The following is a 23,960-nucleotide window of genomic DNA, read 5'->3' on the forward strand; positions in this document are numbered from 1 at the left end:
TTGTCGAACCCTCCGGGGGTTCTCTCACCTCCTACACGAACGCCATGGCACCGGATCGACACCGCGCCTCAGCTTGATTCCTGACCCTCGCTCGTCCGATCCCGCCGTGTTGCCGCCTCGTGAGCCGCGAGTGCTTCGCGGTCCCCGAGGAAGGCAGGGCCCCAGTCCGCCGGAAGGTGCTGGACCACCCGGGCAATGGCCTCGTCCGCTGTGACTGCCGGGCCCACAACCTGGTTCCGGAGAGGACCGGCGACCAAGTAGGGGCCGCCGATGGCGGGATGGACGTAGGGAATGTCCCAGGTCCACGGATATTCCGTGCAGCGGCTGAAGTGCAGCTCTCCCATGCTGACCCAGGGAAGCCAGCGCCGCAGGCGGGGTTCCCCGTAGGCCGCTTCCAGCAACTCGGCCTGCACACGTCCATCGTCACGCGCTTTCTGCCAGCCTGCTTCTACAGCCACTTCGGCTGCCGCATACCTGTCCATGCCCCCATCCTGCCTTGGCCTGTTCAGGACACCGGCAGGACTTTCGCCGCGGGTCCGTCCGTGACGCCGTCCCCGGTCCCCTCCGCAGGCTCCTGGTCGAGCGCCGCCGTGAGCCGGGCGAGCAGTCGTACGAGGTCTCCCCGGTCGTCGATCGCGCCGAGAAGCCGGGTCTGATCGGCAAGGAGGCGATCAGCCGCGCGCTGGTGGAGCGCGCGGCCGCGCGCGGTGAGGTGGAGCAGGACGCGGCGGCGGTCGGCGCTGTCGGGGCGGCGGTAGACCAGGTTGTCGGCGACCATCCGGTCCACCAGTTTGGTGAGGCTCGGCGCCGGCATCAGTACCTGGTCGGCGATCTCGGTCATCGGGTGGCCCTTGCCGTCGGCGATGATCGACAGGACGCGCCACTCTTCGACCGAGCAGTTCTCCTCGGCCAGTACGGCGGTCATGCGCAGGCCCAAGCGCCGCTCGGCGTGACTCAGCAGGTGGGCGAGGGCCGGCGACGGTACGGACGACATTGCCGCTGTCCTTCCGGTAGGTCTACTGTGCGGTTCAGATTACGAGCCTCTGCGAGGGCGCCGGGGCCGGGCCCGGTTTCCGTGCCCTCATGCCCTCACGGAGGTGGTCTGGTGCATCCCCTGCCGCCCGGGCGGATCAGCGGCCCGGTCAAGACGTTGGTCGTGGCCCTGGTCGTACCCCTGCGAGGCCCGGCGGGCGTCTTCGGCCCGTCCTGCGAACTGGCCGCGCAGCTCGCCGTGGAGGAACTCAACGCCGCCGGCGGGGTGTTGGGCCGCGAGGTCCGTCTCGTCGTGGTGGACGGCGGCGCGCCGGCGGAGCAAGTCGCCGCAGAGGTCGAGCTGTTGGTGTCGATGCGCGCGGTCGACGCGGTCGTCGGCTGGCACACCTCGGCGGTCCGCAAGGCACTGGTGCCGCGCATCGCGGGCCGGGTGCCGTACGTCTACACCGCGCAGTACGAGGGCGGCGAGCGCACCCCCGGCGTGTTCCTGACCGGCGAGACCGACGCGGCCCAACTCCTGCCCGCCATGCGGCTGTTGGCCGAGGAGACCGGCGTACGGCGCTGGTGCACCGTCGGCAACGACTACGTGTGGCCGAGGGTGACCGCCCGAGCCGCGCGCCGCTACGCCCGGGACTGCGGCGGCCGGGTGCAGGGCGAGGCGTTCGTGCCGCTGGGGACGTACGAGTTCGAGCCGGTGCTGCGGCGGATCGAGCGCTGCGAGGCGGACGCCGTCCTGATGCTGCTCGTCGGGGACGACGCGGCGCGCTTCAACCGGGCGTTCGCCGCGCACGGATTGCACCAGCGGTGTCTGCGGCTGAGCACGCACATGGACGAGAACATCCTGCTGGCAACCGGCGCCGAGGCGACCGAGGGACTGTGGGCGGCGGCCGGCTACTTCGAGACCCTGGCGACCGCCGAAAGCCTTGATTTCAGCGGGCGTTACGCGGCCCGCTTCGGCGTGGAGGCACCCGTCGTGGGCAGCCTCGGCGAGTCGTGTTTCGAAGGCGTACGCCTGCTCGCGGCCCTGGCGGAGCGGGCGCGGTCGCTCGACGTGGGCGCCATGTGCGCGGTGGGCGGCACCGTCTCGTACGAGGGCCCCCGGGGCGTACTGCGTCTGCACGGCAATCACCTCCGCCAACGGCTGTACCTGGCGCGGGCGGACGCCTTCGACTTCGACATCGTCGCCCAACTCTGACCTTCCCACCTGCTCGGATCGAGACTACCTTCCCCTGAAAATAGTTTCCACAGGAAGCATCAATTCAATCTACGCGCGTCGCCCAAAAGAATTCCGAAAGCTTCCTCATTTAAAGGAGGCGAAACGAACGGGAAACAATTCGGCGTGACTCTTCCGTGCAACTCCCCCGGGCCGTCCGGGAGATGACCCACACCCGTGGAAGAGGGAAGAGTCGTGACCGAGATCGTCGACAAAGAGGCGCCGGCAACGGCAGCCGGACGGACCTACAACGACTGGGCGAAGAACGACACGCTGGAGGACTACTCGCTGCGCTACGCGCCGAAGTCCTTCCGCCGCTGGACGCCGTACGTGGTGGCCACCACCGCTCTCGGCGGCATCGCGTACCTCGCCGACTTCGCCATCGGCGGCTCCATCGCCATCTCGAACGGCTTCTCCAGCGCCATGGTGGCGATCCTCGCGGCGGCGGTGACGATCTTCCTCACCGGCATCCCGATCTCGTACTACTCCGCCAAGTACTCCATCGACATGGACCTGTTGACCCGCGGCGCCGGCTTCGGCTACCTCGGTTCGACCCTGACGTCGGTCATCTACGCCAGCTTCACCTTCATCTTCTTCGCCCTAGAGGGCTCGATCATGGCGCAGGCGCTGGACCTGGGCCTGCACATCCCGCTCGCCGTCGGCTACTTGATCTGCTCGCTGATCATCCTGCCGCTGGTGATCTACGGCATGACCGCGCTCTCCAAGATGCAGGTGTGGACGCAGCCGGTGTGGCTGGTGCTGATGGTCGCGCCGTTCGTGTCCATCGCGATCCAGGAGCCGGGCAAGTTCTCGCAGTTCACGCACTTCGCGGGCAACTCCCCCACCGGTTCCAGCATCAGCATGCTCGGCGTCGGCGCGGGTGCCGGTGTCGCCCTGTCCCTGATCGCGCAGATCGGTGAGCAGGTCGACTACCTGCGCTTCATGCCCGACAAGACGCCCGAGAACGCCAAGAAGTGGTGGGGCGCGGTGCTTTCGGCCGGTCCGGGCTGGGTCGTCCTCGGCGCGGCGAAGCAGATGGGCGGCGCGTTCCTCGCCTTCTACATCGCCGGCAGCGTGGGCCTGGCCAAGGCCAACGAGCCCATCCAGCAGTACGTGCACGGCTTCAAGACCTTCGCCGCTCCGGTCGCCCTCGGGCTCGCCACGTTCTTCGTGATCCTCTCCCAGGTGAAGATCAACTCGACGAACGCGTACTCCGGTTCGCTGTCCTGGTCGAACTTCTTCTCCCGCCTGACGCACCGTCACCCGGGGCGCGTGGTCTACATCTTCCTCAACGTCGGCATCGCGCTGGCCCTGATGGAGGGCGGCGTCTTCGGCTTCCTCAACACGGTGCTCGGCTTCTACTCCAACGTGGCGATCGCCTGGATCGGCGCGGTCGTCGCCGACCTCGTCATCAACAAGCCGCTCAAACTCAGCCCGTCCTACATCGAGTTCAAGCGCGCCCACCTGTACAACTTCAACCCGGTCGGCTTCGGCTCGATGCTCATCGCGTCGGCGGTCTCCATCGCCGCGTACTTCAACGCCTTCGGCGACTACGCCAAGGCGTACTCCCCCTTCATCGCCCTGTTCCTGGCGATGGTCCTCTCCCCGCTCTTCGCGGTGCTGACGAAGGGCAAGTACTACATCGCCCGCCTCGACGACCTGGCGGAGCCGCTGCTCGACGCGGACGGACTCCCCTCGGCCGTCATCCTCAACTGCACTGTCTGCACAACGGACTTCGAGCGTCCCGACGTGGCGAACTGCCCCTTCCACTCCGGCCCGATCTGCTCCCTGTGCTGCAGCCTGGAGAAGGACTGCCACGACTCCTGCAAGAGCGCCCCCGGCGCCACCGGCCCGGTCGACCTGGCGATGCCGGCCGTCCGCTCGGCGGACTGACCCCCGCGCTCCCACCGCTCCGGCCCGTCTCCTACGACACGGGCCGGAGCGTCGCGCGTCGCCGCCCTCCCCGTCGGCAGAATCTCCCGCATGACCTCCCACCTCCTCGTCTCCCGCGCCCGACACCTCGCGGACGACCTCCTCGCCCCGCACGCCGAACAGGTCGACCAGGAAGGCGTCCCGGCGAGCCACATCGAGGCGATCAAACAGTCCGGCCTGCTCGGCGTGAGCGCACCGGTGGCCTACGGCGGCTCGGCGGCACCCGGCGCGGTGGCCCGGGAGACGGCGGAGATCCTGGCCGGAGCGTGCTGCTCGACCTGGTTCGTCCAGACGCAGCACCACACACCGGTACTGACCCTGACGAAGAGCGAACTCCCCGTGCGGGACCGCCTGTTGGGCCCCCTCGCGCGAGGCGAGCTGATGTCCGGGGTGGCGTACGCACACCTGCGGGCGCACCCCCGGATCCCGGTACGGGTGACGCGGGAGCAGGGCGGCTGGCGCTTCGACGGGACGGTGCCCTGGTACACAGGCTGGGGCCTGAACGACGTGATGCTGCTCGCCGGGGTGACGGACGCGGACGAGGCGCTCTTCGCGTTCACGGAGGCGCGGGAACAGGAGGGGCTCCGTCCGTCCGCCCCGATGCGCCTGGCCGCGCTCACCGCGTCCCGCACGGTGTCCCTGGAGCTGGACGGCCTGTGGCTGCCAGAGGACGCGGTGGCCCTGCGCGTGCCGTACGCGGAGTGGGCGAAGACCGACCGCCCCAAACCGACGAACGCGTCACCGGCCGTCTTCGGTGTCACGGAGGCAGCCCTCGCCCTGCTGGACGAGGACACGTCCGGACCGATCCGCGCGCGTCTCGACGACGTACGCGAGCAGGCCTACGCCCTGGCCGAACACCCCGTACCGCATGAGTACTTGGAGGAGCGGCTGTCGCTCCGGACGCAGGCGTACGAGGTCCTCATGGCGGCCACGACGGCAGCGGTGGTGGCCGGAGGCGGCAGATCACTGTCGTTGACGAACAGGGCCCAACGTCTCGCGAGGGAGGCCCTGTTCCTCCTCGTTCAGGGCCAGACGGCGGAATCGAGACGGGCTCACTTGAAGGCGCTGGCCGACCGGCCGTAATTCGCTTGACCTGGTCACCGGGCGACGCTGCACTGTGCGGGGCACCACGGGTGGTGGTGCCGGTATCCGGGGAGGCACGGCAGCGATGGAGATCCGTCCCACGACCGACGAGGACCTTGACGTCTTCGTCGACACGGTCCATGCCGCGTTCGGGCTCTTCCCGGAAACCCCGGTCGAGGGTGGCGGGCTGTGGTGGTCGGCGCTGGAGATGGACCGCTGTCTGCTCGCCCTGAGCTCGGACGGGCGACCCGTCGGCACCGCGGCCACGTACCCCTTCGAACTCACCCTGCCCGGCGAGACCCTCGTCCCGGCCCCCGGGGTGACCGCCGTCGGCGTCCTGCCCTCGCACCGGCGCCAGGGCGTGCTCAACGCGATGATGCGGCATCAGCTCACCGAACTGCGGGCCCAGGGAGAGATCCTCTCCGTGCTGCTGGCCTCCGAGGCCACGATCTACGGCAGGTACGGCTACGGACCGGCGACCTACACGACACGGCTGACGGTGCCGCGCCATCAGGCCGCCCTCGCCGTTCCCCGGGCTGGCGCAGTGGCCCCCGCACCACCCGTCGTCGCGGACAACGGCACGGTCGAGGTACTGCGTCGCGCCGAGTGCGGCGAGATCCTGGAAGAGGTCTACGACCGCTACCGCCGCGCCCAGCCCGGCGCGTTGTCCCGGCCGCACCGCTGGTGGGACCTGCGCGCGGGGCAGCCGCCGATCTCTCCGGCGCCGCGCTACATCGCCCTCCACCGGGACGCCGACGGCGTGCCGGACGGATACGCCTGCTACTCGATCGGTGAGGGCAAGACCCTGACGGTCGACGAGACCATCGCCACCGACGACGCCGTGTTCACGGCCCTGGCCCGGTTCGTGCTCGGCCACGACCTCGTCTCCAAGGTCGTGTTCAAGCACGTCCCGCCCCAGCACCCGCTGCGACTGCAGCTCGCGGACTTCCGCGCCGGTGAGGTGAGCGGCGACACGGACTGGCTCTGGGTACGGCTTCTTGACGTTCCGCGTGCGCTGACCGCGCGCGGCTGGTTCGCGGACGGCGAGATCGTCCTCGCCGTCGACGACCCGTTCCTGGACGACCACGGCCGCTACCTGCTGACCGTCCGGGACGGCAAGGCCGACTGCGTGCCGACGGGCCGGGAGCCCGACCTCTCCCTGGACATGTGCGACCTGGGCTCGGTCTACCTCGGCGGCACCGCCCCGAGCACGCTCGTGCGGGCCGGCCACATCCGGGCCCACCGCCCGGGCGCGGCCGCCCTGGCCGACGCGCTCTTCCGCACCGACCGTTGCCCGCACTGCCTGCACTGGTTCTGACCACGCGCCCGCCGAGCCCGCCAACGACGCCCGAGGGACGCGGAGTTGTGCCGTGCTCGGCACCCGTCAACTCGCGAACGGCACCTGTGCCGCGGAAGCCTTCTGCTCACCGACAGGGTGCCGCCACACCCCGTCCGCCGCGAGCCTTGGCAGCACGCCCTCCCCGAACCAGTACGCCTCCTCCAGGTGCGGATACCCGGACAGCACGAACTCCTCGATGCCCAGGGCCGCGTACTCCTTGATCCGCTCGGCGACCTCCTCGTGGCTGCCGACCAGCGCGGTCCCCGCCCCACCCCGCACGAGCCCGATCCCGGCCCACAGGTTGGGGTGGATCTCCAGCCCGTCCCGGCTCCCGCCGCCGTGCAGCGCGAGCATCCGCTGCTGCCCCTCGGACTCGCTCCGGGCAAGCCCCGCCTGCACGGACTTCACAGTCTCGGGGTCGAACCCGTCGAGCAGCCGGTTCGCCTCGGCCCAGGCCTCCGCAGAGGTGTCACGCGTGATGACGTGCAGCCGGATGCCGAAACGGAGCGTCCGGCCCTGCCTCGCCGCCAACTCCCGGATCCAGGCGATCTTTTCGGCGACCTGGGCCGGAGGCTCACCCCAAGTCAGGTATACGTCCACATACTTGGCGGCGATCTCCCCCGCGATGGGCGACGATCCCCCGAAGTACACCTCGGGCACCGGGTCGGGCAGTCTCGCCAACTTCGCCTCTTCGACGCGCAGATGCTCACCGGCCAGATCGACGGTCTTCCCGTCCCACAACTGCCGTACGATCTCCAGGAATTCGCCGGTGCGGCGGTAACGGTCGTCCTTGTCGAGGAAGTCCCCGTAGGCCCGCTGCTCGTGGCTCTCGCCGCCGGTGACGACGTTGAGGAGCAGGCGTCCGCCGCTCTGCCGTTGGAACGTGGACGCCATCTGCGCGGCGAGCGTCGGTGAGACGAAGCCGGGCCGGAAGGCGACCAGGAACTTCAGGCGTTCGGTGTTCTGGCTGACCATCGCGGTGGTGAGCCACGCGTCCTCGCACCAGGCGCCGGTGGGCGTGAGGGCCCCCACGAAGCCGAGGTCCTCCGCCGCGCGGGCGATCTGGCTGAGGTAGGCGACCGTCGGCGGCCGGTCCCGGCCGGAGGCGGTGGCGGGGGTGCCGTGACCGCCGCCCACGACATGGCGGCTGTCCCCGTTGGTGGGGAGGAACCAGTGGAAGGTGAGGGACACGTGGGGTTCTCCGATCCGGTCTGTCCTGCGAGGGAGTTAGAGGAGGCCGTGGCGGGGCGGCCTGGTGCCGTTCAGTACGTAGCGGCCGATGTGCTGGATCTTCCAGCGGGCCGGGTCGTGCAGGGTGTGGGTGCGGGCGTCCCGCCAATGCCGGTGCAGGTTCAGCGAGTTGAGGGCCGAGCGGGTGCCCGACACCTCGAACAGTGCCCCCGCCACCTCTACGGCCGTCTGCGCCGCGTGCACCTTCGCCGCCGCCACCGCGATGGACGCCTCCGCCGCCGAGTCGTCGTCGAGGTCGGCACGCGCCGCGTCCACGGCCTTGGCCGCCTGGATCAGCAGGGCCTCGGACGCCCTTACCTGGATGGCGAGTTCACCGAACCGCTGGATCAGCAGCGGGTCCTCGGCGGCGGTCTCGACCCCGCTCTCGAACCAGGGCCGGCTCTTCGTCCGCACGAACTCCGCGGCCTCGGCCAGCGCTCCCCCGGCGATGCCGGCGTCGATGGCAGCGTGCAGCAACTGGGCCACGGCGCCGTGGAGTTGGGGTCCCCCGAAGGTGAGGTGGTGCGGCAGGACCCGGTCGGCGGGGACGGCGACCGCCTCCAGGCGGACGGTACCGCTGGCCGTCGTACGCTGGCCCATTCCGTCCCAGTCGTCGACGACCGTGACGCCCTCGGCGTCGCTGGGGACGTACGCGACATGGAGGTTGTCGTCCTCGGTGCGGGCGAGGACGGGGATCCAGTCGGCGAACAGGGCGCCGGTGGAGTAGTGCTTGACGCCGGTCAGTCGGTAGGAGCCGTCGGGTTGGCGGGTCAGGCGGGTGCGGATGTCCTGGACGTGTTTGGTGCCGGCCTCGGACTGGGCGTTGCCGAAGCGGCGACCGGCCAGCAGTTCGGCGAAGAAGAACTTCTGCTGGTCCGGGGTCCCCTGACGGCGGATCACGTTGACGTAGGCGAAGTGGCTCTGCGGGATCTGGGCGAGGCTGCCGTCGGCCGAGCCGAGGAGACGGAAGATCTCGGCGAGGGTCTCCGCGCTGACGTCGGCGCCGCCGTGGCCGGCGGGCACGGTGACCGCGAGCAGTCCGGAGTCGGAGAGCCGGTCCAACTCGGCGCGCGGGAGCCTGCGTTCGGTGTCGCGCGCCGAGGCTCCCGCCCGGAACTCGTCGGCCAGCACGGCGGCGAGCGCGAGGGCCTCGGCGTCGTTCGCGATCACGTGGGCGGTCGCACGGTGGGTCATGGTGGTCAGCTCGCCGCGGCCAGGAGCGGGGTACGGCCGAGGGCCGCCGAGAACTGGTCCACCACCTGCGTGAGCGCCTCGCCGGCGGCCGGGGCGACGGTGAGCGAGCCGTCCTCGTGGGCGGTGATGTCCTTGTCGAGGGTGAACCAGCCCTGGACTATGTGGGCCGCGCCCATGGAGTTGAGCACCGGCCGGAGCGCGTAGTCGATGGCGAGCACATGGGCGGTGGACCCACCGGTGGCGAGCGGCAGCACGGTCTTGCCGGTGAGGGCGTACTGCGGCAGCAGGTCGAGCAGCGCCTTGAGGACTCCGGAGTAGGAGGCCTTGTAGACGGGGGTGCCTACGACCACTCCGTCGGCGCGGGCGAAGAGTTCGGTGGCCTCGACGATAGCCGGGTGGCGGAAGTCCGCGCCGAGCAGGGCCTCGGCGGGGATGGTGCGCACGTCGAGCGGGATCACCTCGTGGCCCTGGGCGATCAGCCGCTTGTCCAGGTGCCGTAGCAGGCGATTCGTGCGGGAGGAGACGGAGGGGCTGCCGGAGACGGACAGGACGGTGGCCATGGGTCCTCTTTCGGGGAGGCGGGGCGCCCGCTCAACCGGCGGGCGCCCCAGGGCAGTTCGGTCAGGAGTACCAGGTGGGTTCGGGCAGTTCGCCCTCAAGGACCCAGCGGCCGACCTCGCGCCGCTTGTAGGCGACAGGGTCGTGCAGGGTGTGGGTGCGGACGTTGCGCCAGAACCGGTCGAGACCTTCCGAGGTGGCGGTGGAGCGGGCGCCGGTGACCTCGAAGATGCGGTTGCCGATCTCCAGGGCGACGTCGGTGGCGCGTGCCTTCACCGCGGCGACCCGTACCTCGAAGTCGCCGCGTGTCTTCTCGGTGACGGCGTCGGGGTCGTCGTGCAACTGCTGCCCCTCGGCGGCGACGGTGTCGGCGAGGGCCTCGACCGCCCAGAGCTTCGCGGTGAGGTCGCCGTAGGTGTCGATGACGTAGGGCTCGTCGACGGCGCGCTCGTAGCCGCCGTGGAGCCACGAGCGGGCCTTGGTGCGGGTGTAGATGGCGGCCGTCTCCAGGGCGCCGGCGGCGATGCCCAAGTAGAAGTTGACGAAGACGAGTTGGATGGTCGGGACGTTGAGCGTGTTGTACGTGCGCGGCCGGAATTCCTTGTCGACGTAACCGGCCGCCGAGGACCACGGGGTGCGGACGCCGTCGAGGATGACGCCGCCGCTCTCGGTGAGGCGCTGGCCGATGTTGTCCCAGTCGTCGAGGAAGGTCAGGCCCTCGCTGTCGGAGGGCACGATGGCGAAGACGTGCTGGTCGGTGCCTTCCAGGACGCCTTCGAGGACGGTGACGTCGGAGACCTTGCTTCCGGTGGAGAAGGACTTGCGGCCGGTGAAGACGAGGTCGTCGCCGTCCTCGGTGACGGTGACGTCCTTGTCGCGCGGGTTGACGGCCCCGCCGAAGAACCACTGGTTGCGGGCGGCTTCGGCCTCGACGTGCTCCCACTGTTCGCGGGTGCCGACGAGACGGGCGGCCCAGTTCCAGAGGTAGTGGTAGCCGAGGAGTTGGCCGATGGAGCCGTCGGTCTTGGCGATCTCGCGGACGACGCGGTAGGCGGTGGGCCAGTCCTGGGCTCCGCCGCCGTGCTCCGTGGGGCCGAGCAGGGTGACGAGGCCGGAGTCCTTGAGGAGTTGGACCTCGGCGTACGGGGTGGCGCCGGCCCGGTCTCGGGCGGCGGCGTCGGTGTCGAGGAGGGCGGCGACCTCGGCGGCGCGGGCGATCCAGTCCTGGGCGGACTGCGGGGCCGGGCGGGTCTGCCAGTCGGTGGGCGTGACGGTGCTCATGTCGGACGACCTCTTTCGCGGTGGGGGCGCTCAGGCGTGGACAGAGACGGACTCGGGCTCGGAGTCCGGGAGTTGGGCTTCCAGTTCACGCACCAGCGGCAGCACCCGCTTGCCGAAGTACTCCACCTCCTCGTGGTAGTGCAGGAAGCCGAGCAGGAGAAGGTCGACGCCCAACTTCTTGTAGGCGACGATCCGTTCGGCGATCTGCTCCGGGGTGCCGATGAGTCCCGTACGGAACCCGTCGTTGTACTGCACGAGGTCCTCGAACGTGGAGTCCTGCCACATGCCCTTGCCGTCGGCCGAGGACTGCCCGGCCTGTTTCACCGCGGCCCCGAAGCCCTCGACGGCCTCACGGTCGGCCTTGGCGACGATCTCGCGGAGTGTGTCACGTGCCTCGGCCTCGGTGTCGCGGGCGATGAGGAAGCCATTGAGGCCGAACTTCGGTGCTGTGCGCCCGACTTGGGCGGCGGAGTGGCGTACGTCGGCGAGCTGTTCGGTGACGCCGTCGAAGTCCTTGCCGTTGGAGAAGTACCAGTCGGAGACGCGGCCGGCCATCGCGCGGGCGGCGGTGGAGTTGCCGCCCTGGAAGATCTCCGGGTGCGGGCGCTCGGGGGTGTTGAGGGGCTTGGGCTTGAGGGAGAAGTCGCGCAACCGGTAGAAGTCACCGGCGAGTTCGGTGTGGTCCTCGGTCCAGATCTGGCGCAGGGCCTGGATGAACTCCTCGGAGCGGCGGTAGCGCTCGTCGTGCTCCAGCCAGGGTTCGCCGAGCGCGGTGAACTCGCCCTTGAACCAGCCGGAGACGACGTTGACGGCGAAGCGGCCGTTCGACAAGTGGTCGGCGGTGGCGCCGAGTTTGGCGAGGACGCCCGGGTGCCACAGGCCGGGGTGGACGGCTGCGATGACCTTGAGGCGTTGGGTGGCGAGGAGGAGCGCGAGGCTGAAGCTGGTCGACTCGTGCTGGAACTCGGCGCCGTAGCTGGCCATGTAGCGGACCTGGCTGAGTGCGTACTCGAAGCCGTTGTTCTCGGCGAGGACGGCGAGTTCACGGTTGTACTCGTAGCCCCAGTCGGTGCGTTGCTCGATCTTGCTGGTGACGAGCCCCCCGCTGACATTGGGGACCCAGTAGGCGAATTTCACGGGCTCTGCGGGCATGCGGAACTCCTGTTGCGGAATGCGTTTTCGGGCACGCCGAATCCAGCCGGAGCGATATCCGGCGAATTATCGGGCGGGAGTGAAAAGTGGGCGGCGGATCACAGGACGGAGGTGACGGGGATCAGGCCGCGGTGCAACAGGAGGCGCTGGAGACGCGCGCGAGGTCGACATGGCGTCGCCGCGTGAGGTCCAGTCGCATCATCATGCCGTCGATCGTGGCAGCCGCCTGCGGGGACCGTCAAGGAAAACCCGACCGGTCTCGTATCGCGGACCATTGAATTTCACGAACGTGTGACAGGGAAACCCTTGAACAGCGCGGGAAATCGGCCGCATTCTGCGGGCATGCGGACCGAACAGCTGGAATACATAGCGGCCGTCACCCGGCTCGGCTCCCTGCGCCGGGCCGCCGAGGAACTGCGCCTGTCACAGCCCGCGTTGAGCGAGACCGTGCGCAACCTCGAACGCGAACTCGGCGTCGACCTCCTGGAGCGCAAACGGTCCGGCGCGACGATGAGCGCGGAGGGCCGGGAACTGCTGCCGAAGATCGTCGACGTACTGGACGCGGTGGACCGGCTGCGGGCGGCGGCGGGCGAGCAGCACCGGATCAGCCGCATGGTGCGCGTGGGCACGGTCAACGCGGCGACCGTGCCGCTGCTGCTTCCCGTCGTCCGCGAGTTCCGCGCCTCGCATCCGCTCACCCAGGTCGAGGTGGTCGGCGCCCAACAGACCGACATCCACCGGGCGTTGTCGGAGGGCGGCTTCGATCTCGGCCTGGTCAATCACCTCGACGGCGACGACATGCCGGCCGACTTCGAGTCCACCGAGCTGCTGTCCGGGCTGCCGGTGGTGTGCATGCGCCCCGACAGCCCGCTGGCGTCCCGGCCGACGGTCACGGTGGACGAGCTTCTCACCGAGCCGCTGATCGGCATGCGGTCCGGCTATGTCATGCACCGCTACGTCCACCGGCTGCTCGACGGTCGGGGACCGGCCTTCGCGTACTCGACCGACGGCGCCGAGATGGGCAAGCTCATGGTCGCGGAGGGGCTCGGGGCGACGGTCCTGCCCGACTTCAGCGTGATCGGGGACCCGCTGGAGCGACTCGGCGCGATCACCTACCGCCCGATCACCGGCGACACGGCCCGCGTCCTGCTGATGCTGCGCCGCCGCCGCGCGGACTCCGTACCGCAGGCGGCCGGAGACCTGTACGAGGCGTTCGTACGGCGGGCAAGGGAGCTGAGCGGAACACGCGCCTGAAGCCGTGGCCGTACGGTCAGTCCTCGTCGCCCACCGGAACCACCACGAGGAACGCATCGGACTTCAGGTCCATGACGACCCTGGCGGGCTCACCCTCGGCGCGACGCCGGGCCGCGAACTCCTCGGCAGGCCATGATCCGCGCGGAGCCCCCGCCGAAAACCGCTTCAACACCTTCGCGCCCATGTCCGCAGACACCTCCAGCATCGTTCCTCGACTCCCCACGGGGGACCGTCGTACCTGTTCACCTGCCCCCGATCAACGCGGACATGCTCACTCTCTCGGCGGGACTCGACCGACATGTGCATCCGGTTCGGCCACACACGGGGAAGTGATCACAGGGGGTACACCGACACGAAGGGCCGTGGAACCGATGCACGCTGACGAGGCCGTACCGGGCCTGCGCTGTCTGGTGACCGGAGCGACGGGCTATGTCGGCGGCAGGCTCGTTCCGGAACTGCTCGCCGAGGGCCACCGCGTCCGCTGTGTGGCCCGTACTCCCGAAAAACTGCGCGACCACCCATGGGCGGGTGACGTGGAAGTGGTGGGCGGAGACGTCACGGATGCCGCGTCGATGGCCACGGCCCTGCGCGACGTCGACGTCGCCTACTACCTCGTGCACGCGCTGGGCACGGGCGACCGCTTCGAGCAGACCGACCGGAAGGCGGCGCGGATCTTCGGGGAGCGGGCTCGGGCCGCGGGGGTGCGGCGCATCGTCTACCTCGGCGGTCTGACCCCCGCGGGCGTGCCGGAGGGGGATCTCTCGCCGCACCTGCGATCGAGAAGCGAAGTGGCCCGGATCCTCCTGGACTCGGGCGTGCCCACCACGGTCCTGCGCGCGGCCGTCGTCATCGGCTCGGGCTCGGCCTCCTTCGAGATGCTGCGCTACCTCACCGAGCGGCTGCCGGTGATGGTCACACCCAGCTGGGTGCGCACGCGGATCCAGCCCGTGGCGGTACGCGACGTACTGCGCGCACTCGTCGGCAGCGCGCGCATGCCGGCCGACGTCAGCCGCGCCTTCGACATCGGCGGTCCGGACGTGCTCACCTACCGGGAGATGATGACCAGGTACGCGGCCGTCGCCGGCCTCCCGCGCCGGCTGATCCTCTCCGTCCCGGTTCTCACCCCCGGTCTGTCCAGTCACTGGGTCGGCCTGGTGACGCCCGTACCGGCGTCCATCGCACGGCCGTTGACCGAGTCGCTGCGCCACGAGGTCGTCTGCCACGAGCACGACATCGCCCGGTACGTCCCCGACCTGCCCGGGCATCCGCTCGGCTTCGACGAGGCGGTACGACTGGCCCTGCAGCGGGTCCGCGAGGCCAAGGTCACCACCCGCTGGTCGTCGGCCTCGGTGCCCGGCGCGCCCAGCGATCCGCTGCCCACCGACCCCGACTGGGCCGGCGGCAGCCTCTACACAGACCGGCGGGAGCTGCCGGTCGACGCCTCGCGCGAGGCGCTGTGGCGGGTGATCGAGGGAATCGGCGGGGACAACGGCTGGTACTCCCTCCCTCTGGCCTGGGCCGTGCGAGGTCGGCTGGACCGACTGGTGGGCGGTGTCGGCCTGCGCCGGGGCCGTCGGGACGCGACGCGGCTGCGGGTCGGTGACTCGCTGGACTTCTGGCGCGTCGAGGAGATCCGCCCCGGGCACCTCCTGCGGCTGCGGGCCGAGATGCGGCTGCCGGGTCTGGCCTGGCTGGAGATGTACGCCGAGACGGACGACGACGGCGGCACCCGCTACCGGCAGCGGGCCCTGTTCCATCCGCACGGGCTGCTGGGACACGCCTACTGGTGGAGTGTCTCGCCCTTCCACGCCGTCGTGTTCGGCGGCATGGCACGCAACATCGCGGCGGCCGCGGCCCGGACGCCGACGACACCGACGGGGGAACGCGCGCCGATCGGTTGACGGCCGCATCCGCCGGGTCCTCCGCGCCGGAAGCACCTCAGCAGCCCCTCTTCCCGTCTCCCGGAGTCCGCATCATGAACGTCTCGGTCGTCCTGTTCACCTCCGATCTGCGTCTGCACGACCATCCCGCGCTGCGCGCCGCCGCCGAGGCCCGCGAGGTGGTTCCCCTGTTCGTCCGCGACCGGGGCGTGACGGACGCCGGGTTCGCCGTGCCCAACCGGCTGGCGTTCCTCGCCGACTGTCTGCGCGACCTCGACACCGGCCTGCGCGAGCGGGGCGGCCGGTTGGTGCTCCGGTCCGGCGACGTCGTCGAAGAGGTGTGCAAGGTGGCCGCCGAGACCGACGCCGACGAGGTGCACATGGCGGCCGACGTCAGCGCCTACGCACGCCGGCGCGAGCAGCGGCTGCGGCGGGCGCTGGAGGCGGAGGGGCGACGGCTGCACGTCCACGACACCGTGACCACGGCCGTCGCGCCCGGCGCGGTGACTCCGGCCGCCTCGGACCACTTCGCGGTCTTCACGCCGTACTTCAGACAGTGGTCCGGGCTGCGGTTGCGCACCCCCCTGGCCGCGCCGCGCACCATGCGGGTCCCGGACGGTGTCGGCTCCGAGGAGCTGCCTGCGCGTGCCGACGTCGAAGGCCTGTCACCGGGCCTGGCGACCGGCGGGGAGACCAACGGCCGCAAGCTGCTGAGCCGTTGGCTGCGCGACGGCATCGCCTCGTACGAGGACCTGCACGACGCCCTGGCCGCCGACTCCACCTCCCACCTCTCACCCCACCTCCACTTCGGCACCCTCTCCCCCGTCGAACTGGTCCACCGCGCACGGCAGTTGGGCGGCCCGGGCGCCGAGGCCTTCGTACGACAGCTCGCGTGGCGGGACTTCCACCGTCAGGTGCTGGCGGCCAGGCCCTCGGCGGCGGGCGCCGACTACCGTACGAAACACGACCGTTGGCGTTCCGAACGCACGGCCCGCGAGGACATCGCGGCCTGGAAGGAAGGCCGTACCGGCTATCCCCTGATCGACGCGGCGATGCGCCAACTGCGCCACGAGGGCTGGATGCACAACCGTGGACGGCTACTCACGGCGAGCTTCCTCACCAAGACGCTCTACGTCGACTGGCGCGTCGGCGCCCGGTACTTCCTCGACCTCTTGGTCGACGGCGATGTGGCCAACAACCAGCTCAACTGGCAGTGGATGGCGGGCACCGGCACCGACTCCCGCCCCAACCGGGTCCTGAATCCCGTGACGCAGGCGAAGCGGTACGACCCGGACGGTGCGTACGTGCGCCGCTGGGTGCCCGAACTCGCCCAGCTGGACGGGCCGTTGGTACACGAGCCGTGGAAACTCAGGGGACTTGAGCGGGCGGCGATCGGCGACTATCCGGATCCGATCGTCGAACTCGCCGACGGGCTGGCCCGGTTCAGGCAGGGGCGGGCGCGTGACTGAGGTCGGCGTCGGCTGTCAGTGCCGTTCCCTGTATGCCCCGTGCGTCCCGGTCACGAGGTTCACGGCGTCTTGGAGACTCACCGGCCGCAGCGCTCCCCCCGCCGAAGTACCGGACCAGCCGGGCCCTGCCAGCACCACCGAGGGCTGTTGCCTGGCGCCCTTCACTCCCCAGGAGATGTCGGCGAGGTGCCGGGCCAGCGGCGGGCTCGCCGTGGAGCGTGCCTGTGCCCACAGGACGACGGCCGCCGGGCCCAGCCGCCGTACCGCCGCGATGAGCGCCTCGGCGGGGACGGCTGCGCCGAACATCCTTGTGGGCAGGCCGAGTTCACCCAGTGCGGCGTTGAGTGCCTCGATGGGGAGGGTGTGTTGCTCGCCGGGTACGCAGGCCAGCACCACCGGCGACACGTCCACCTGTGGCCCGGGAAGCGGGGTGCGTCGACGGAGGGCGGTGGAGACGTGCCAGGACAGCAGGTGCTCCACCTCGACGTAACGGTCCCCCGACGACGCCCACTTGCGCCCCACCGCGTGCAGCGTCGGCACCATCACCTCCTGCCAGGCGACGACGATGCCGTACTGGCCCACGGCATCCGCCAGTTGACGCTCGACGGCGGGCGCGTCGAGCCGAACGGCGGCGCGCGCCAGGCCCCGGCACTCCTGGCGCACGTCTCCGAGAGGCAGCGCGCCGGGGGCCCGTGACTTCCGGTGCCGTACGGGCTCGGGCTCCGCATGCGCACCGGCGGCGGCTCCCTTCGCCACCTGCGCCGCCTCGGCCGGGGGCACGCCCGACGAGGTCAGGCGGCACATCGCCTCCAGCACGGCCACGTCCCGCTGGGTCCAGCGCCGGTGTCGCCCTTCGACGCGGAGCTCGGGCCCGATGCCGTAGCGCCGCTCCCAGGACCGCAGCGTGGTCGGCGCCACGCCGAGCCGGCGGGCCAACGCGCCGGTGGCCAGGGGCAGTTCGGCCGCTGACTGGTTCGCCGCATCCCTGTCGGCGGGCATTTCGCTCATCCGGCGACTATACGACGCAGAATCGACGCAAGTTGATGACCTTGATCCCTTGCTCGCACGATGACCGGACAGTCGCCGTCCGACGCGTGAGGAGTCGTAGCCATGAGCCCGCAGTCCAGCGCGGTCCGTCCCTGCCCTGCGGCGGAGTCGCTCACCGACGAGGAGCTGGCCAGGGGTCTGGTGGCGGGTGACGAGGATTGTCTGGCCCTCGTGTATCACCGCTGGTCGGCCATGGTGAACGGCATGGCCCGGCGCTCGCTGGGGGACGCCAAGGAGGCCGAGGACGTGACGCAGCAGGTGTTTCTCGGGGTGTGGCGCGGGCGGCAGGGCTTCCGTCCGGAGCGCGGTGCGATCGGCGGCTGGATCGTGGGCATCACCAGGCGCAGGATCGCCGACGCGCTGTCCGACCGCACCCGCCGCCTGCACCTCCTGGCCGCCGCGGGCTCGTCGCTCGCCCTCGCCGATCGCGTCGCCCGGAAACCCGAGTCGGTTCTCGACCGGGTCCTGATCCTGCACGAACTCGCGAGGCTGCCCGCACCCCAACAGCGGGTGCTGCGGCTCACGTATTACGAGGACCTCACCCAGACCCAGATCGCGCGGCGCACCGGCTGGCCGCTCGGCACGGTCAAGAGCCACGCACGACGCGGGCTCCACCAGTTGCGCCGCCGTCTCCAGGCCGACGATCAGGCCGACGGACAGGCTGACCACTACACATAAAGGCGAAATAAGAGCACTATGGGGATAAGCGGCTTTTACCGCATACCGCACCAGACGCGGTCAGGCCAGCCAAGTCAAAGGAGACGAGTCATGGCCAACGTCTCGCACACCAGAGGTGACATAGCGAGCCACCCTGATGTCTCCGAAATGCAGGCACGCTACGCCCGCATGCTCGGTGGACGCGATGTGGCGCTCGTGGACGGACCGGTGTTCCTGCTCGGTCTGTACTGCGCCGTATCCCCGTGGATACTCCACTACACGACGAGCCAGCCCGCGCTCGTGCCGCACAACCTGATCGTCGGCATCGCGATCGGCCTGCTGGCCCTCGGGTTCACCAGGGCGCCGGAACGCATGTACGGCCTCAGCTGGGCGATGAGCGCCCTGGGTGTCTGGATGATCGTCTCGCCGTGGATCGTCGGCACCAACCCCGACAAGGGCGTCATCCTGAACAACGTCATCATCGGCGGACTGGCCGTGCTGATGGGCCTGGTGTGTGCCGGTACGGCGGCGCGAAGCACTCCCAAGCCGTAGAGGCCGACCCCGGAAGCAAGCCGTAGAACCCCGGAAGGAAGGCGCACCCCTCCTCCGCCCCATTCAGTGGTCGCCCGGCACCAGCCAGGGCGACTGCGGGAGGGGGCTGCCCGTTTCGAGGACCGACTTCAGGTTGGACAGCACGGCCGGCCAGCCGCCGGACACGTCGGACAGTTCGCCCTGGTCGGCGAGGTCCTCGTGGGTGACGGTGAGGCGCACGATGTCCTCGTGCCGTCGGATGTCGTACGTGACGCGGGAGTACTTGTCCTCCTGGCCTTCGTTCTCGGGCGCGGCCCAGGTGGTCACGAGCCGGGTCGGGCGCTCGCTCTCCACCACCGCGCCGACGACGTCGGCGATGCCGGAACCGTCCGTGCGCACATGCTCCCAACGGGAACCCTGCCGCCAGTCGGACACATTGCTGTGGCCCCAGTACGCGGCGGTCAGTTCGGCGTCGGTGAGCGCGTCCCAGACCTTTTCGGGGGTGCTCGCGATGTAGGTGACGTAGACGAATGTCGGCTTGTCGGTCATGGCTTCCTCGGCTCGTCGTTTCAGGGCGCCGAGCGCGCGCAGGCGCGGGCGCTCGAACTTGTCGATCCAGCGCTCCTGCATCTCGTGCAGCGGGACCGGATTGAGGTAGTGCAGCTTCTCCCGCCCGCGCCGCACCGTGCTGACCAGGTTGGCGGCCTCCAGGACGGCCAGATGCTGGGTCACCGACTGACGGGTCATGTCGATGCGCCCGCACAACTCGCCGAGCGTCTGCCCGTTCTCCTCGTGGAGCCGGTCCAGCAGACGTCTGCGGGTCTCGTCGGCCAGCGCCTTGAAGACCGCGTCCATCCCTGAGTCGTGTTCGGATCGCACACTCAACGTTATGCAGGCAATTACTTGCATGTCAAGGCGGGCGACTTCGCCCGTTGTGTGCCGGTATACGACGGTTCAGCGCAGGAACGTGCCCAGTTCGCGATGGCGCGCGGCCACCCAGTCGTGCGCGTCGCGGATCTCGTCGACGACCCCGCCGGCCCGCAGGTCGACCATGGCCTGTTCGGCGCCGGCCTCGATGCCGCGCCGGCACCGGTCCTGCCACCACAGCACCGTGTCGAGGAGCGGGCCGGTGTCGTCGAGGCCGTACGCCTCGCAGATCAGCGCGATCCGGCGAGCGGTCTCGGGTACGTCGGTGATGCCCGGGCCGAGGTCCAGGTACTGCCAGCAGACGTGGGCGACGTCGTGGACACGCTCCCCGGGAGCCGCGAGGTCCCAGTCGACGAAGGCCAGCGGGTGCCACGCGCTGTCGTAGACGGTGTTCTTGGGAGCCAGGTCGTTGTGGCAGACGACGTCCTGGTCACCGGCTTGCGGTGTGCCGTGTGTCAGGTCGTGGAAGGTGCGGACGAGGCGCGCGACGCGCACGAGGCTGTCGTCGGCGCGGGCGGCGGACCGTTCGCCGAGGCTTGCGGCCGCCCGGCCCTCGATGTACTGGAACATCTCCCGTCCGCGCTCGTCCGTGCCGAGGAAGCGCGGCGCTCCAGCCCACTGCCGCCGCTCGAACAGCGCGAGCAGTCCGGTCACGAAGGCCGACCGTTCCGGCGGGGTCGGAGTGCGCCGTACGGTCTCCCCGAGCCGTACGACCTTGTTGATCGCCCCTCCCCCGAGCACCGACTCCTCCACCTGGCCCGCCTCCACGAAATCGTTCGACCGCACGAGTATCGCTTGGCACGCTGCTCGTATGGATCACGCTGAGGCATTGCTCATCGGGGGACGCGCCGGGGTCGGGAAGACGACCGTCGGGTGGGAGGTGTCGGCGCGGCTGCGGGCGGCGGAGGTCGCCCATGCGGTGATCGACGGGGACTTCATGGGGCAGGTACATCCAGCGCCGGCCGGCGATCCGCACCGGGCGACGATCAGCGAGGCCAACTTGACGGCCGTGTGGGGGAATTACGCCGCGCTGGGGTACCGGCGTCTCGTGTACACGAACACGGTGAGTGTGCTCGACGAGACGGCCGGGCAGTTCCGTCGGGCGATGGGGGCGGACGTGCGGATCGTACGAGTGCTGCTGACCGCCTCGGACGAGACCGCGGCCGCGCGGCTCAACGGGCGGGAGATCGGGAGTGAGTTGGAGAACGAGCTGGCCAACAGCGCCCGTAAAGCACGGCTGTTGGACGAGCGGGCGCCCGTGGACACCATTCGGGTGGTGACCGACGGGCGCTCCGTCGTCGACATCGCGGACGAGGTGCTGGCCGCGACGGGGTGGATCGTCAACTACCGCTAGGCGCCAGCGGGTTCGGTGTCCGGGGACGTCTCCGCCAGGTACTCCTCCGCGATTTCCTTGGGGCCGAACGGCCACACCTTCTCGAAGCGGGCCCAGATCACGAACGCGACGCAGCCCAGGGCCAGCCAGGCCAGGGACCACTCGATGGGGTGGCGGCCCGGGGAGTTGCGGTCCGCGTAGCCGTAGATCACGCACCAGCCGACGAAGGCGACGATGCTCGGCACGGGGTAGAGCCACATGCGGTAGGGGCGGCGGAGGTTCGGCTGCCGTTTGCGCAGGACGGTCAGGGCGATGATCTGGGCCAGTGCCTGGACGATGACCATCACCGTGGTGAGCAACTGGATCAGGGTCGCGAGGTCCGTGTGGCGGCCGATCAGGAAGCCGATCGCCGTGATCACGCCCATCGTGGCGAGGCCCAGCATCGGGAAGCGGTGCTTGGGGTGGAGTTTGGCGTAGGGGCGGAAGAAGACGCGTTCGCGGGCCGCGTCGTAGGGGACGCGGGAGCCGCCCAGGAGTCCGGTGAAGACCGAGGCGAAGGCCGTGATCAGGATCAGGACGGTGACCGTGTCGGCGGCGCCCTTGCCCCAGGTCTTCTCCAGGACCGCCGAGGCCACCGAGGTGGACGCGATGTCGTTCACGTTCGTCATCCGGTGCCAGTCGATGACACCCAGCGTGCCGATCTGGAGCATCAGGTAGATCGCCATGATGCCGACGATGGAGAAGAGGATCGAGCGCGGGAGTGTGCGGCCCGGGTCCTTGATCTCGGCGCCCATGTAGGCCGTGGTGTTGTAGCCGAGGTAGTCGTAGATGCCGATGGTCAGGCCGCCGGCGAAGCCCAGCCAGAATTTGTCGCTGCCCAGGTCGAAGGCGTGCGCCGGGTAGGTGAAGGCGAGGTGCGCGCTGAAGTCGCTCGCGGCGGCGACGATGACCAGGAACACCGCGGCGATCATCACTGTCCACATCACAGCGGTGATGCGGGCGATGTTCTCGATACCGCGCCAGAGAAGCAGGATCACCACGGCGATCACACCGAGGCCGATCAGGTCGCCGGACGTCTTGCCCAAGTCCGGTGCCAGATAGCCGAGATACTGCACGAAGCCGACCACGCCGGTCGACATGATCAGCGGGATGAAGAGCATCGCCGTCCACACGAACAGGAACGGCATCAGCCGCCCGGTGCGGTACTGGAAGGCCTGGCGCAGATAGACGTAACTGCCGCCGGAGCCGGGCATCGCGGCGCCCATCTCGGCCCACACGAGCCCGTCGGCCAGCGCGAGGACCGCGCCCGCGACGAAGCCGATCACCGCCTGCGGACCGCCGAACGCGGCGACCATCAGCGGGATCGTCACGAACGGCCCGATGCCGCACATCTGGCTCATGTTGATGGCGGTGGCCTGGAAGAGGCCGACGCGGCGGACGAACCCGCCGTCGGGGGGCGGGCTACCGGGAGGCGGACTACCGGACATGGGGACTCCTGGGGCTGGTCACGGGGAGAGGAGGGCTGGGTGGCCCGGCGCGGGTGACTGGGCGATAAAGTTAAGGAGCCTTACTAGACTCGTCAAGAGGCTGTCCAGGATGCCGGAGAATGATGCGATGCCCGTCAGTGACGCCGTGGAGCGACCGGAACAGCCCTGGAGCCGTCAGCGGCTGCGCAGTACGAACGCGCGGCTGCTGCTCGACCGGCTGCGCACGGCCGGTGCCGCGTCCCGCGCCCAACTCGCCCGCGAGACAGGCCTGTCGAAGCCGACGGTCTCCAGCGCGCTGGCCGCGCTGGAGGAGGCGGGACTGGTCCACGAGGTCGGCACGCAGGCCCCCGAGCGCGGCCGCACCGCCGTGCTCTACGCCCCCGACCCGTCCGCCGGGTACGCGCTCGGGATCGACGTCGGGCGCAGCTGGCTGCGGGTCGCGGTGGCCAATCTGGACGGCGAGGTGGTGGCCCGCGCGGACGTCCGCAACCGGGCCCGCAGTTCGGGCGCCATGGCCGAGCTGGTGGTCGCCACCGCCCACCAGGTCGTCGCGAACTCCGAGGTGAGACCGGCCGCGGTCGTCCACGCCGTGGTGGGCACCCCGGGTGTCTACGACGAGCAGCGGCGCCGGGTGCGGTACGCGATGCATCTGCCGGGCTGGGGCCGGGCCGGGCTGTTCGACCGGATGCGGGAGGAGCTGGGCGTCCCGCTGGAGGTGCACAACGACGCGAATCTCGCGGCGCTCGGCGAGTACACGTACGGCGTCGGCGCGGGCAGCCGGCTGTTCGCGTACATCCTCATCGGCACCGGTCTCGGCATGGGCGTGGTCAGCGAGGGGCGGCTGTTCACGGGGGCGCACGGCGGGGCCGGGGAGATCGGGTTCCTGCCGTGGCCGGGGCAGCAGAAGCCGGAGACGCTGGAGGACGCGGTGTCCGGGGTGGCCGTCGTGGAGGCGGCCCGCCGATTCGGCATGAGCGGGCAGCAGCTCACCGCGAAGGCCGTGTTCGACGCGGCCCGGCAGGGAAATGCCGCCGCGATCAAGGCCGTTGAGCTGGAGGGCGAGCGGATCGCGCACACGGTGGCGGCCGCCGCGGCCGTCCTCGATCCGGACCTCGTCGTCCTGGGCGGCGGGGTCGGGCACAGCGTGGATCTGCTGCTGCGCCCGGTGCGGGAGAACCTCCGTGCGCTCACTCCGCTCCGGCCGAAGATCGTGCCCAGCGCGCTGGGTGAGGACGCGGTGCTGCTGGGTGCCGTGGCCACCGCGCTCGGTACCGCGAGGGACCTCGTCTTCGAGCGCCACTCGACGTCCTGAGCAACTCACCCACAGCCACAGGTGTTTGACAGGCCTCGTCGAGCGCCCTACCTTCTGGTGCGGTTAGTAAAGCTTCCTAACTTGACGA

The 23,960-nt window shown here is 70.2% G+C and carries 24 protein-coding genes; 11 read left to right on the forward strand and 13 right to left on the reverse strand.

Annotated features, from left to right (window positions below; translation table 11 throughout):
• Window positions 1–68 precede the first annotated feature (68 nt).
• Window positions 69–482 (reverse strand): DUF6193 family natural product biosynthesis protein, encoded by a 414-nt coding sequence (locus ACIBK4_RS13410; RefSeq protein WP_398994773.1) that lies wholly within the window; start codon window positions 480–482, stop codon window positions 69–71.
• Between the two features lie 23 nt (window positions 483–505).
• Window positions 506–994 carry a MarR family winged helix-turn-helix transcriptional regulator gene (locus ACIBK4_RS13415; protein ID WP_398994774.1) on the reverse strand — a complete coding sequence of 163 codons (489 nt, stop codon included), beginning with the start codon at window positions 992–994 and terminating at the stop codon, window positions 506–508.
• A gap of 111 nt (window positions 995–1,105) precedes the next feature.
• Here ACIBK4_RS13415 and ACIBK4_RS13420 point away from each other — a divergent pair, with 111 nt between their 5' ends.
• The 4 genes from ACIBK4_RS13420 to ACIBK4_RS13435 all read left to right on the forward strand — a co-directional run bounded on the left by ACIBK4_RS13420 (window position 1,106) and on the right by ACIBK4_RS13435 (window position 6,539).
• Window positions 1,106–2,188, forward strand: coding sequence for a substrate-binding domain-containing protein (locus ACIBK4_RS13420; RefSeq protein ID WP_398994775.1), 1,083 nt, complete (start codon window positions 1,106–1,108; stop codon window positions 2,186–2,188).
• 213 nt (window positions 2,189–2,401) lie between these two features.
• Window positions 2,402–4,099, forward strand: a complete 1,698-nt coding sequence (locus ACIBK4_RS13425) for a hypothetical protein (protein WP_366430573.1) — start codon at window positions 2,402–2,404, stop codon at window positions 4,097–4,099.
• Window positions 4,100–4,189: 90 nt separating this feature from the next.
• Complete coding sequence (locus ACIBK4_RS13430; protein ID WP_398994776.1) at window positions 4,190–5,221, forward strand: acyl-CoA dehydrogenase family protein; 1,032 nt, start codon at window positions 4,190–4,192, stop codon at window positions 5,219–5,221.
• Window positions 5,222–5,306: 85 nt separating this feature from the next.
• Window positions 5,307–6,539: a GNAT family N-acetyltransferase gene (locus ACIBK4_RS13435; protein ID WP_398994777.1), complete on the forward strand. Its 1,233-nt coding sequence runs from the start codon at window positions 5,307–5,309 to the stop codon at window positions 6,537–6,539.
• A 66-nt stretch (window positions 6,540–6,605) separates the two neighbouring features.
• Here ACIBK4_RS13435 and ACIBK4_RS13440 read toward each other — a convergent pair whose 3' ends face one another.
• The 6 genes from ACIBK4_RS13440 to ACIBK4_RS13465 form a co-directional block, all read right to left on the reverse strand.
• Window positions 6,606–7,751 carry an LLM class flavin-dependent oxidoreductase gene (locus ACIBK4_RS13440; RefSeq protein WP_398994778.1) on the reverse strand — a complete coding sequence of 382 codons (1,146 nt, stop codon included), beginning with the start codon at window positions 7,749–7,751 and terminating at the stop codon, window positions 6,606–6,608.
• Window positions 7,752–7,787: 36 nt separating this feature from the next.
• Entirely contained in the window at window positions 7,788–8,984 is a 1,197-nt protein-coding gene (locus ACIBK4_RS13445; protein ID WP_398994779.1) for an SfnB family sulfur acquisition oxidoreductase, read from the reverse strand.
• A 5-nt stretch (window positions 8,985–8,989) separates the two neighbouring features.
• The gene (ssuE, locus tag ACIBK4_RS13450) at window positions 8,990–9,544 is read right to left on the reverse strand and encodes an NADPH-dependent FMN reductase (RefSeq protein ID WP_398994780.1); all 555 of its coding nucleotides are present in this window, start codon (window positions 9,542–9,544) and stop codon (window positions 8,990–8,992) included.
• Between the two features lie 61 nt (window positions 9,545–9,605).
• Window positions 9,606–10,823 carry an acyl-CoA dehydrogenase family protein gene (locus ACIBK4_RS13455; protein ID WP_398994781.1) on the reverse strand — a complete coding sequence of 406 codons (1,218 nt, stop codon included), beginning with the start codon at window positions 10,821–10,823 and terminating at the stop codon, window positions 9,606–9,608.
• Window positions 10,824–10,853: 30 nt separating this feature from the next.
• Complete coding sequence (sfnG, locus tag ACIBK4_RS13460; RefSeq protein WP_398994782.1) at window positions 10,854–11,975, reverse strand: dimethylsulfone monooxygenase SfnG; 1,122 nt, start codon at window positions 11,973–11,975, stop codon at window positions 10,854–10,856.
• Window positions 11,976–12,096: 121 nt separating this feature from the next.
• Complete coding sequence (locus tag ACIBK4_RS13465) at window positions 12,097–12,180, reverse strand: putative leader peptide (RefSeq protein ID WP_351305882.1); 84 nt, start codon at window positions 12,178–12,180, stop codon at window positions 12,097–12,099.
• A 137-nt stretch (window positions 12,181–12,317) separates the two neighbouring features.
• On the opposite strand from ACIBK4_RS13465, the gene ACIBK4_RS13470 reads away from it, so the two are divergent.
• Window positions 12,318–13,229, forward strand: a complete 912-nt coding sequence (locus ACIBK4_RS13470; RefSeq protein WP_398994783.1) for a LysR family transcriptional regulator — start codon at window positions 12,318–12,320, stop codon at window positions 13,227–13,229.
• Between the two features lie 16 nt (window positions 13,230–13,245).
• Here ACIBK4_RS13470 and ACIBK4_RS13475 read toward each other — a convergent pair whose 3' ends face one another.
• Window positions 13,246–13,434, reverse strand: a complete 189-nt coding sequence (locus tag ACIBK4_RS13475; RefSeq protein ID WP_328833437.1) for a hypothetical protein — start codon at window positions 13,432–13,434, stop codon at window positions 13,246–13,248.
• A 166-nt stretch (window positions 13,435–13,600) separates the two neighbouring features.
• Here ACIBK4_RS13475 and ACIBK4_RS13480 point away from each other — a divergent pair, with 166 nt between their 5' ends.
• Together ACIBK4_RS13480 and ACIBK4_RS13485 are read left to right on the forward strand one after the other, a co-directional pair.
• Window positions 13,601–15,130 carry an SDR family oxidoreductase gene (locus ACIBK4_RS13480; protein WP_398994784.1) on the forward strand — a complete coding sequence of 510 codons (1,530 nt, stop codon included), beginning with the start codon at window positions 13,601–13,603 and terminating at the stop codon, window positions 15,128–15,130.
• Window positions 15,131–15,204: 74 nt separating this feature from the next.
• Entirely contained in the window at window positions 15,205–16,578 is a 1,374-nt protein-coding gene (locus ACIBK4_RS13485; protein WP_398994785.1) for a cryptochrome/photolyase family protein, read from the forward strand.
• 15 nt (window positions 16,579–16,593) lie between these two features.
• Here ACIBK4_RS13485 and ACIBK4_RS13490 read toward each other — a convergent pair whose 3' ends face one another.
• Window positions 16,594–17,586 (reverse strand): MerR family transcriptional regulator, encoded by a 993-nt coding sequence (locus ACIBK4_RS13490; RefSeq protein WP_398994786.1) that lies wholly within the window; start codon window positions 17,584–17,586, stop codon window positions 16,594–16,596.
• Between the two features lie 102 nt (window positions 17,587–17,688).
• Between ACIBK4_RS13490 and ACIBK4_RS13495 the strand changes: the two genes are divergently transcribed.
• Entirely contained in the window at window positions 17,689–18,303 is a 615-nt protein-coding gene (locus ACIBK4_RS13495) for a sigma-70 family RNA polymerase sigma factor (protein WP_398994787.1), read from the forward strand.
• 90 nt (window positions 18,304–18,393) lie between these two features.
• Window positions 18,394–18,834, forward strand: coding sequence for an SPW repeat protein (locus tag ACIBK4_RS13500; protein ID WP_398994788.1), 441 nt, complete (start codon window positions 18,394–18,396; stop codon window positions 18,832–18,834).
• Between the two features lie 63 nt (window positions 18,835–18,897).
• Here ACIBK4_RS13500 and ACIBK4_RS13505 read toward each other — a convergent pair whose 3' ends face one another.
• Together ACIBK4_RS13505 and ACIBK4_RS13510 are read right to left on the reverse strand one after the other, a co-directional pair.
• Complete coding sequence (locus ACIBK4_RS13505) at window positions 18,898–19,668, reverse strand: ArsR/SmtB family transcription factor (RefSeq protein ID WP_398994789.1); 771 nt, start codon at window positions 19,666–19,668, stop codon at window positions 18,898–18,900.
• A gap of 99 nt (window positions 19,669–19,767) precedes the next feature.
• A complete protein-coding gene (locus ACIBK4_RS13510; RefSeq protein WP_398994790.1) occupies window positions 19,768–20,526 on the reverse strand; it encodes a phosphotransferase in 759 nt (252 codons plus the stop codon).
• 25 nt (window positions 20,527–20,551) lie between these two features.
• Here ACIBK4_RS13510 and ACIBK4_RS13515 point away from each other — a divergent pair, with 25 nt between their 5' ends.
• Window positions 20,552–21,094, forward strand: coding sequence for a hypothetical protein (locus ACIBK4_RS13515; RefSeq protein ID WP_398994791.1), 543 nt, complete (start codon window positions 20,552–20,554; stop codon window positions 21,092–21,094).
• Here the strand turns inward: ACIBK4_RS13515 and ACIBK4_RS13520 are convergent.
• Window positions 21,091–22,560: an APC family permease gene (locus ACIBK4_RS13520; protein ID WP_398994792.1), complete on the reverse strand. Its 1,470-nt coding sequence runs from the start codon at window positions 22,558–22,560 to the stop codon at window positions 21,091–21,093. The two genes, ACIBK4_RS13515 and ACIBK4_RS13520, sit on opposite strands and share 4 nt — an antisense overlap.
• A 127-nt stretch (window positions 22,561–22,687) precedes the next feature.
• On the opposite strand from ACIBK4_RS13520, the gene ACIBK4_RS13525 reads away from it, so the two are divergent.
• The gene (locus tag ACIBK4_RS13525) at window positions 22,688–23,872 is read left to right on the forward strand and encodes an ROK family protein (RefSeq protein WP_398994793.1); all 1,185 of its coding nucleotides are present in this window, start codon (window positions 22,688–22,690) and stop codon (window positions 23,870–23,872) included.
• The last annotated feature ends 88 nt before the right edge of the window (window positions 23,873–23,960 follow it).

Origin of the sequence: Streptomyces sp. NPDC050528 (genome assembly GCF_044457795.1) — a bacterium.
Lineage (GTDB): Bacteria > Actinomycetota > Actinomycetes > Streptomycetales > Streptomycetaceae > Streptomyces.